This window comes from Streptosporangium sp. NPDC003464 (assembly GCF_053588315.1).
This window is the reverse complement of sequence record NZ_JBSFPS010000405.1, coordinates 1-6031: the sequence shown is the minus strand read 5'-3', so window position 1 is coordinate 6031 and position 6031 is coordinate 1. Positions and strand designations below refer to the sequence as shown.

The window sequence follows — 6031 nt, the reverse complement described above, 5'->3', positions numbered from 1 at the left end:
GGGCTTCACGATCGACAACCCGAACGCCACGGGCTCCTGCGCCTGCGGCGACTCGTTCAACTAGGCGGAAGAACCGCGCGGCGGCCCCGCTGAGGTGAGACATCCATCACCTTGCGGGGCTTCCGCGCGTCTACGGGGTCTCATAGGGGCCGTCGCGCGTGTGCGGGGTCGCGTATTCTTGCGGGGTTTCAATGCTCACCCCTTCCCTTAGATGCTGACAACGAGGAGAAAGATCCCGTGCGCATCGCCGTCACCGGCTCAATCGCGACCGACCACCTGATGACCTTCCCGGGTCGCTTCGGCGACCAGCTCGTCGCCGACCAGCTCGACCGGGTGTCCCTGTCGTTCCTCGTCGACGACCTGCAGATCCGCCGCGGCGGCTGCGCGGCCAACATCGCCTTCGGCATGGGCTGCCTGGGGCTGGACCCCGTCCTGGTCGGTGCCGTCGGCGCTGACTTCGCCGACTACCGTTCCTGGCTGGAGCGGCACGGCGTCGACTGCGAGTCGGTATACGTCTCCGAGCTCCACCACACCGCCCGCTTCCTGTGCACCACCGACGATGATCACAACCAGATCGCGTCGTTCTACACCGGTGCGATGGCCGAGGCCCGGCTGATCGAGCTCGGCCCGATCGCCCAGCGGCTCGGCGGCCTGGACCTGGTGCTGGTCAGCCCCAACGACCCCGACGCGATGCTCCGGCACACCGACGAGGCCCGCCAGCGGGGCATCCCGTTCGCGGCCGACCCCTCGCAGCAGCTGGCCCGCATGCCCAGCGACCAGATCCGTCAGCTGGTCGACGGCGCCGCCTACCTGTTCGGCAACGACTACGAGAAGGGTCTGATCGAGCAGAAGACCGGCTGGTCCGACGAGGAGATCCTCGACCGGGTCGGCGTCCGCGTCACCACGCTGGGTCCCAAGGGCGTGGTGATCGACCGCAAGGGCGAGCCGTCCCTGCACGTCCCCCCGGCTCCCGAGCTCGGCAAGGCCGACCCCACCGGCGTGGGCGACGCCTTCCGCTCCGGCTTCCTGGCCGCCCTGGCCTGGGGGCTGTCCCTGGAGCGCTGCGGCCAGGTGGGCAACCTCACCGCCACCCACGTCCTGGAGCGCGTCGGCGGCCAGGAGTACGAACTGGGGCAGCAGGTCTTCCTGGAGCGCTTCGCCGCCGCCTACGGCGCCGAGGCCGCCGCCGAGGTGGCCCGGTCCGTGAAGTGCCACTACGCCTGAGCGGCCCCGCCACGGCGGAGCCGGCGGGCGGCCACCGGCCGCTCACCGGCTCCGCCACGGGCCGTGTTCCAGCCCCCTGGCGGCACCGCCCGTCATGAGGTCCGCGCCGCCGGGGGATGTGTTCCCGCCCCTGGTGGCGCCGCCCGTCGTGAGGCCCGTGCCACCCGCGGGCCGTGTTCCCGCCCCTGGGTGGCCTCGTCCGTCATGAGGTCCGCGCCGCCGGGGCCGGAGCGCCCGGGGCCAGGCGGGCCCCGGGCGGTGCGGGGGTCAGGCCCCCGTGCGGGGGTCAGGCCCCCGTGTAGATGTGATGGACGAAGTCGGCGAGCTGGTCGTCCGGAAGATGTCTGGCCAGATCAGCCTCGCTGATCATCCCGACGATACGGTTGTTCTCGATCACCGGGAGCCGCCTGATCTGGTGCTCCTCCATCTTGGACAGGACTTCCCCGACGGTGGCGTGCGCGGGTACCCAGACCAGGCCGGCGGCCATCTCCCCGGCGGTCACCCTCGACGGGTCCTTGCCCGCGGCCACGCACTTGACCACGATGTCACGGTCGGTGATGATCCCCTTGAGCCGGTCGTCGCTGCCGCAGACCGGCAGCGCGCCGACGTTCATCTCCCGCATCATCTGCGCGGCGCGGTCGAGCGTCTCGTGCGCCTCCACGCAGCGGGCCCCCGGGCTCATGAGGTCCTTGGCGGTCTCTCCGCTCATTGTTCCCCCCGAAACGTGTGTTGGGCTTTCAGGGGGTCCTACCCGTTTCCCGGCGGGTCAGTAGTTGCGCCGCACATGGATGGCCCAGCCGCCGCCGGGCAGCTCGTGGCTGGCCACGTGGTGGTGGGACTTCAGCCGGCACCAGGCCGGGATGTCGGTGAAGGCCGCGGGGTCGTCGGCGAGGACCGAGACGATCCCGTTGCGCGGGACGTGGTTGATCTGCTCGGCGAGCATGATGATGGGGATCGGGCACTTCTTGCCCAGCGCGTCGATGGTCAGCGCCGGAGGCTGGGTGGATCCCTCCGTGGCGGTCTGCCTGGACGTCATGAAACCTTCACTCCCCGAATGTCGATCACAGCCTTACGCCCGCCTCCTCGCGGATCCTCTTCACCATGTCCGGCAGGACGGCGAGGAAGCGGTCGACGTCCGCCGCGGATGCGCCCTGAGGCAGCGATACCCGGACGTTCCCGTGGGTAAGCACGCCCATGGCCTCCAAAACGTGTGATGGACGAAGCGTACTCGCCGTGCAGGAACTACCGGACGATATGGCGAATCCCGCCTTATCTAGTTCTGTCAACAATGCCTCACCTTCTACGTAAAGACACGAAAAGGTGACAATATGCGGGGCCCGTGCGATGGGATCGCCGATGACCTCGACGTCGGGGACGAGCCGGGGCACCTCGGTCCTGATCCGGTCCACGAGCGCCGAGAGCCGGGCCGACTCCTGCGCAGACTCGGCCGCCATCGCGCGCAGCGCGGCGGCCGCCGCGACGATCGCCGGCACGTTCTCGAAGCCGGGGACCCGGCGGCGCTCCCGCTCGTCCTCGGGGAGCGGGCTGCGCCACCGGGTGCCCTTGCGGACCACCAGCACGCCGACCCCCGCGGGGCCGCCCCACTTGTGCGCGCTGGCCGTCAGCACCGACCAGCCCCGCGGCGGCGGCATCCGGCCCACGGACTGCGCCGCGTCCACCAGCAGCGGCACGCCGGCCTCGGCGCACAGGGCCGCCGCCTCGGCGACCGGCTGGACCGTGCCGACCTCGTGGTTGGCGCTCTGCAGGCAGGCCAGGGCCGTGCCGTCGGCCCGCACCGCCTCGCCGAAGGCCGTCAGGTCCACCGCGCCGGTGCGGCCGACGCCGACCGTCTCGACCGAGCCGCCGTCGCGTTCGTGGACACCGGCGGCGTGCAGCACACTGGAGTGCTCCACCGCCGAGGTCACCAGGCGGCGCCCGGCGCGGCGCCGTCCGTGCAGGGTGCCGAGCACGCCCAGGTGCACCGCCTGGGTGCCGGAGGTGGTGAAGGAGACCTCGTCGGGCCGGGCGCCGAGCGCTTCGGCGACCTCGGTGCGCGCCTGTTCCAGTAACATGCTTGCCCGGCGGGCGGGACCGTACAGTCTCGCCGGATCGGCCCAGCCGACGTCGAGCGCCGCGATCAGGGCCTCGCGTGCCTGAGGGTGCAGCGGCTCGGTGGAGGCCGCGTCGAAGTACGCCACGCCTCAATCGTCGCATCACGCGCGGCGCAATCGGGGGCTGCGCGGGGGGGCGGGGGTGGTCCGCGCTAATGTGTCCCCCAGCGTAAAGCTGTGAACTACAAGTTGTGAACATGAATAAACGACCGCCCAGGAGTGACTCCTGGGCTTCATCTGTGGGGTAGGCGATCCGTGAGTCCGACCCGCCGTTCTGCACGGCGTCCGTTGGCCCGCCGCCGGGTGCCACGCGCTGCCGCTCTGGCGCTGGTGTTGGTGTCCGCGACGGCGTGTAGTGCCGAAGAATGGTCCCGTGGCGGCTTGCCGGGTGCCGTCACCAAGCAGGCCGAGACCGTCCAGAATCTGTGGAACGGATCCTGGATCGCCGCTCTCGCCACCGGTGTGGTCGTGTGGGGCCTGATCCTGTGGTCCGTCGCCTTCCACCGTAAGAAGAAGCACTCGAAGGAAGAGCTGCCGCCGCAGGTGCGCTACAACCTCCCCATCGAGATCCTCTACACGGTGGTGCCGATCATCATGGTCGGCGTGTTCTTCTTCTTCACCGCGCGCGACCAGAACTACATCAACATCGTGTCCGGCCAGGCGCCGGTGAAGGTCAAGGTCGAGGGCTTCCAGTGGAGCTGGCGCTTCACGACCGAATACAACGGCAAGAAGGTCGAAGTCGTCGGCAAGCCCGTGGGCGACTACACCCAGGGGCCGCAGCTGATGCTCCCGGTCAACCAGAAGGTGGAGTTCGACCTCGTCTCGCCGGACGTCATCCACTCCTTCTGGGTGCCGGCCTTCCACTTCAAGCGGGACGTGATCCCCGGGGTGGAGAACAAGTTCGAGGTCGACACGCTGGACAAGCCGGCCGTCTACGCCGGCCGGTGCGCCGAGCTCTGCGGCGTCGACCACAGCCGGATGCTCTTCAACGTGAAGCTCGTCCCGCAGGCCGAGTTCGACCAGTACATCGCTAGCCAGGCGGGTGCCCAGTGACCGCACTTAACGAGCCCATCGCCCTCGCGCCGGTGACGACCCGCAAGGGATCGATCATCACCAAGTGGGCGTCGTCCACCGATCACAAGATCATCGGGCACCTCTATCTGATCACTTCGTTCGTGTTCTTCCTGATCGGCGGCGTCATGGCGCTGATCATGCGAGCGGAGCTGGCGCAGCCGGGCCTGCAGATCACCAGCAACGAGCAGTTCAACCAGCTGTTCACCATGCACGGCACGGTCATGCTGCTGATGTTCGCGACGCCGCTGTTCGCCGGCTTCGCCAACGAGCTCATGCCGCTGCAGATCGGTGCCCCCGACGTGGCGTTCCCGCGCCTGAACATGGTCAGCTACTGGCTGTTCACCTTCGGCAGCACCATCGCCCTGTCGGGGTTCCTCACCCCGGGTGGCGCGGCCAGCTTCGGCTGGTTCGCCTACACCCCGCTGTCGAACGCGATCAGCTCGCCGGGCATCGGCGGTGACCTGTGGATCGTCGGCCTGACCATCAGCGGTCTGGGCACGATCCTCGGCTCGGTCAACTTCATCACCACGATCGTCTGCATGCGCGCCCCCGGCATGACCATGTTCCGGATGCCGATGTTCACCTGGAACGTGCTGCTCACCTCGATCCTGGTGCTGATGGCCTTCCCCGTGCTGGCCGCCGCGCTGCTGGCCCTGGAGGCCGACCGCAAGCTCGGCACCCACATCTTCGACTCGGCCACCGGCGGCGCGCTGCTCTGGCAGCACCTGTTCTGGTTCTTCGGCCACCCCGAGGTCTACATCATCGCGCTGCCGTTCTTCGGCATCGTGACCGAGATCCTGCCGGTCTTCAGCCGCAAGCCGCTGTTCGGCTACATCAGCCTCGTCGGCGCGACCATCGCCATCGCGGGTCTGTCGATCACGGTCTGGGCGCACCACATGTTCCCGACCGGACAGGTGCTGCTGCCGTTCTTCTCGTTCATGACCTTCCTCATCGCGGTCCCGACCGGGGTGAAGTTCTTCAACTGGATCGGCACGATGTGGCGGGGACACCTGTCCTTCGAGTCGCCGATGCTGTTCTCGATCGGCTTCCTGGTCACCTTCCTGTTCGGTGGCCTGACCGGCGTCATCCTCGCCTCGCCGCCGCTGGACTTCCAGGTCGCCGACTCCTACTTCGTCGTGGCCCACTTCCACTACGTCGTCTTCGGCACCGTGGTGTTCGCGATGTTCGCCGGCTTCTACTTCTGGTGGCCCAAGTTCACCGGCAAGATGCTCAACGACACCCTGGGCAAGGTGCACTTCTGGACGCTGTTCATCGGCTTCCACACCACCTTCCTGGTCCAGCACTGGCTCGGCGCGCAGGGCTTCCCGCGCCGCTACGCCGACTACAGCCCGATCGACGGCTTCACCGACCTGAACATGGTCTCCTCGGTCGGCGCCTTCCTGCTGGGCGCCTCCACGCTGCCGTTCCTCTACAACGTGTGGAAGACCCACAAGACCGCGCCGAAGGTCACCGTGAACGACCCGTGGGGCTTCGGCAACTCCCTGGAGTGGGCGACCTCCTCGTCCCCTCCCGCCGTTCGGCCGGGGTGACGGGCGGCGCCTGGAAGACCTCCGCGGGCACGCTGGCCAACATGGCGGTCGCCCGCGCGGCCATGGTGGGGC

General features: G+C 68.7%; 6 protein-coding genes and 1 pseudogene. 4 read left to right on the top strand and 3 right to left on the bottom strand.

All coding sequences use genetic code 11. The features are described from left to right. A pseudogene (locus tag ACWDS7_RS45750) lies at positions 1–64 on the top strand (iron-sulfur cluster insertion protein ErpA); the annotation flags it as partial. A 173-nt stretch (positions 65–237) separates the two neighbouring features. Beyond that, positions 238–1224, top strand: a complete 987-nt coding sequence (locus ACWDS7_RS45745; protein WP_451934399.1) for a carbohydrate kinase family protein — start codon at positions 238–240, stop codon at positions 1222–1224. A 286-nt stretch (positions 1225–1510) separates the two neighbouring features. Here ACWDS7_RS45745 and ACWDS7_RS45740 read toward each other — a convergent pair whose 3' ends face one another. From ACWDS7_RS45740 to ACWDS7_RS45730, 3 genes are read right to left on the bottom strand one after another with little or no spacing between them, the layout of a single operon-like run. After that, entirely contained in the window at positions 1511–1933 is a 423-nt protein-coding gene (locus ACWDS7_RS45740; RefSeq protein ID WP_306857579.1) for a CBS domain-containing protein, read from the bottom strand. A gap of 57 nt (positions 1934–1990) precedes the next feature. Beyond that, a complete protein-coding gene (locus ACWDS7_RS45735) occupies positions 1991–2260 on the bottom strand; it encodes a sulfurtransferase TusA family protein (RefSeq protein WP_451934398.1) in 270 nt (89 codons plus the stop codon). Between the two features lie 25 nt (positions 2261–2285). Further along, positions 2286–3422 (bottom strand): cysteine desulfurase family protein, encoded by a 1137-nt coding sequence (locus ACWDS7_RS45730; protein ID WP_451934397.1) that lies wholly within the window; start codon positions 3420–3422, stop codon positions 2286–2288. Between the two features lie 132 nt (positions 3423–3554). Between ACWDS7_RS45730 and ctaC the strand changes: the two genes are divergently transcribed. Together ctaC and ctaD are read left to right on the top strand one after the other, a co-directional pair. Beyond that, a complete protein-coding gene (ctaC, locus tag ACWDS7_RS45725) occupies positions 3555–4388 on the top strand; it encodes an aa3-type cytochrome oxidase subunit II (RefSeq protein WP_451934396.1) in 834 nt (277 codons plus the stop codon). After that, positions 4385–5959, top strand: a complete 1575-nt coding sequence (gene ctaD, locus ACWDS7_RS45720; protein ID WP_451934395.1) for an aa3-type cytochrome oxidase subunit I — start codon at positions 4385–4387, stop codon at positions 5957–5959. The genes ctaC and ctaD overlap by 4 nt, the downstream gene beginning before the upstream one ends. Positions 5960–6031 lie beyond the last annotated feature (72 nt).

What these genes read in the sequence shown, in the direction of transcription:
- ACWDS7_RS45740 (WP_306857579.1), bottom strand. Translation starts at nt 1,933, where the DNA reads ATGAGCGGAGAGACCGCCAAGGACCTCATGAGCCCGGGGGCCCGCTGC.
- ACWDS7_RS45735 (WP_451934398.1), bottom strand. Translation starts at nt 2,260, where the DNA reads ATGACGTCCAGGCAGACCGCCACGGAGGGATCCACCCAGCCTCCGGCG.